This is a genomic window from Vibrio sp. 1978 (assembly GCF_033344345.1).
Genome location: NZ_JAWPOP010000468.1, coordinates 1 through 697 on the forward strand (window position 1 = coordinate 1; position 697 = coordinate 697).

The window sequence follows — 697 nt, forward strand, 5'->3', positions numbered from 1 at the left end:
CAACGTTGACCAGCACTGATGAATGCCGATTGGATGATGGTGTACACCGTTGCATCCAAATCACCGTAGTTATCAGAGATGACCATCGGGTTGTTGCCGCCCATTTCTAGCGCTAACATCTTGCCTGGTTGACCTGCAAACTGACGATGCAGAATGTGACCCGTGTTCGCACTGCCCGTAAACAGAATGCCATCAATACCTTTCGCATCAGCCAGCGCAATACCGGTTTCCTTCGCACCTTGAACAAGGTTGATCACGCCTTTTGGTAAACCCGCTTCTTCCCACAATTTCATAGCTAGCTCGCCAGTCCAAGGCGTTTGCTCAGATGGTTTGAACACAACTGTGTTCCCCGCTAGCAAGGCAGGAACAGTGTGGCCATTCGGTAAGTGACCAGGGAAGTTATATGGCCCAAACACCGCCATTACGCCAAGAGGGCGATGTCGCAATACAATCTGGTTGCCCGCTGCTTCGCGAGTCGCTTCACCAGTACGGTCATGGTAGGCACGAATAGAAATAGCGATTTTTCCAGCCATTGCAGCCGCTTCTGTGCGCGTTTCCCAAATGGGTTTACCCGTTTCTTTCGCGATCACTTCGGCAATTTTTTCACTGTTTTCTTTCACTTTTTCAGCAAAAGCCAACACAATTGCTTCGCGTTCAGCGAATGGACGTTTTTTCCATTCGACGAACGCAGCACGCG

Annotated in this window: 1 protein-coding gene; it reads right to left on the reverse strand. The window is 50.2% G+C overall.

The window, feature by feature from the left end; genetic code table 11:
• The coding region (locus R8N49_RS27270) for an aldehyde dehydrogenase family protein (protein ID WP_318190470.1) at positions 1–697 on the reverse strand (697 nt) is incomplete at both ends.